Below are 1419 nucleotides of genomic sequence, written 5' to 3' on the forward strand. Positions count from 1 at the left end.
GGCTCTGTCGCCGATCTTGTGATCCCCGATGGTTCGCTCACCGAGCGAACAGTACGCGTTTGCGCAGGAGATCAAGATTCGCGCGGCCGTACATTTGTCGTTTAAGCATCTTGACGCGATTATTATTTCCCTCGACTGGACCTGAATTATAAGCGAGCGTCAGTCCATTGCGGACGGCATCCAGATCACGACGGAGATTGCGGGCGAACGACGCCAGCGCGGGCAGAGTATCGATTTCGACCATGGCAATCCATTCTTCCAGTCGGCCACCGCCCAGCTCAGTCATCATGACCGCGAAAGACCGGACGTGTTCGGCGAGCCGGTTGAGTTCTGGATCGCGGGACAAGATTTGTTTCAACGTGGTAGCCATGTCGGCGTTGAGTCTTTCGGGGTGCCGCATAATCCAACTGGTAACCTCCCGGACGGTCGGAGGCTTCGGTCCGGTCTGCGGAGCGTGCCCCCTGCCTTCGCGGTAGCGCCGAAGGTAACGTTGAACGGCCAGCTCGCCTCCCTTGTAACCGAACTCCACAATCTCTCGGAACAGTTGGGTTGCGTTGCGCTCACCCTCGTTCCAACGACGGTGTAGATGTCCGGTGTATGCATCGACGATGTGGGCGCGTTGCTCGGTTTTGGCAATGAGGTCGTCCACGGACCGGGCGTGAGAAAATTTACGGACGGTCGCTGGGTGCATCCCAAGTTTCCGTCCGATCGCTGCGTGGGACAGCTTCTGGGTGCGAAGTTCCTGCACGTCGGCATAATTCTGCCTCAGCCGCTTGACAATCTTCTTCTCGGGAAACGGTTGGTTGACCTGCGGCGTCTCCGGCGAGGCGGGCGGCTCAGGCGACGGCTCGGCAAGATTTACCCGGTGTCCGTTGACCGTCTTTTCAACGGCCTCGCCCAAGTTCTGCCACAAATGAAATCGGTCCGCGACTTGAATGGCCTGCGGTGCCCCTTCGCGTGCACCTTCAGCGTATCCACCGGCGCGGTCGCGGCAAATAACTTCGACTTCTGGATGTTGGCGTAGCCACGCCGCTAGCGATTCACCGTCCCGACCATCGAATATATCGACCGGCTTGTGAGTCTCCAAGTCCACAAGGATGGTTCCGTATCGATGCCCACGGCGGAATGCGAAGTCATCAACGCCGAGTATGCGTATGGAAGTCGGTCCACCTTCGGGAATGGCTCTGACCAATCTGAGCAATACGTCCCGGGAAACGGTAATCCCCAATTCGCCAGCCAAGCGTACTCCAGCCCGCCCGGCGAGAGCCAACCCTATCGCGGTCAACATGTCACGAAGTAAAGGTGTATAGCGGCTATGGGGCGTGGTCAAACCGGAAACTTGCTCGGCAAAAGTGACGGCCTTACAGTCGCCATTGACGCATCGGAATCGACGTACCGATAATTCGATGACCACCTTAA

General features: G+C 58.0%; 1 protein-coding gene. It reads right to left on the reverse strand.

What is annotated here, in order from left to right; translation table 11 throughout:
• Positions 1-37: 37 nt before the first annotated feature.
• A partial coding sequence (locus tag FCI23_RS55690) for an ISL3 family transposase (protein WP_136731768.1) occupies positions 38-1419 on the reverse strand: 1382 nt, incomplete at its 5' end.

Origin of the sequence: Actinacidiphila oryziradicis, assembly GCF_005047355.1 — a bacterium.
In the GTDB taxonomy this organism is placed as follows: Bacteria; Actinomycetota; Actinomycetes; order Streptomycetales; family Streptomycetaceae; genus Actinacidiphila; species Actinacidiphila oryziradicis.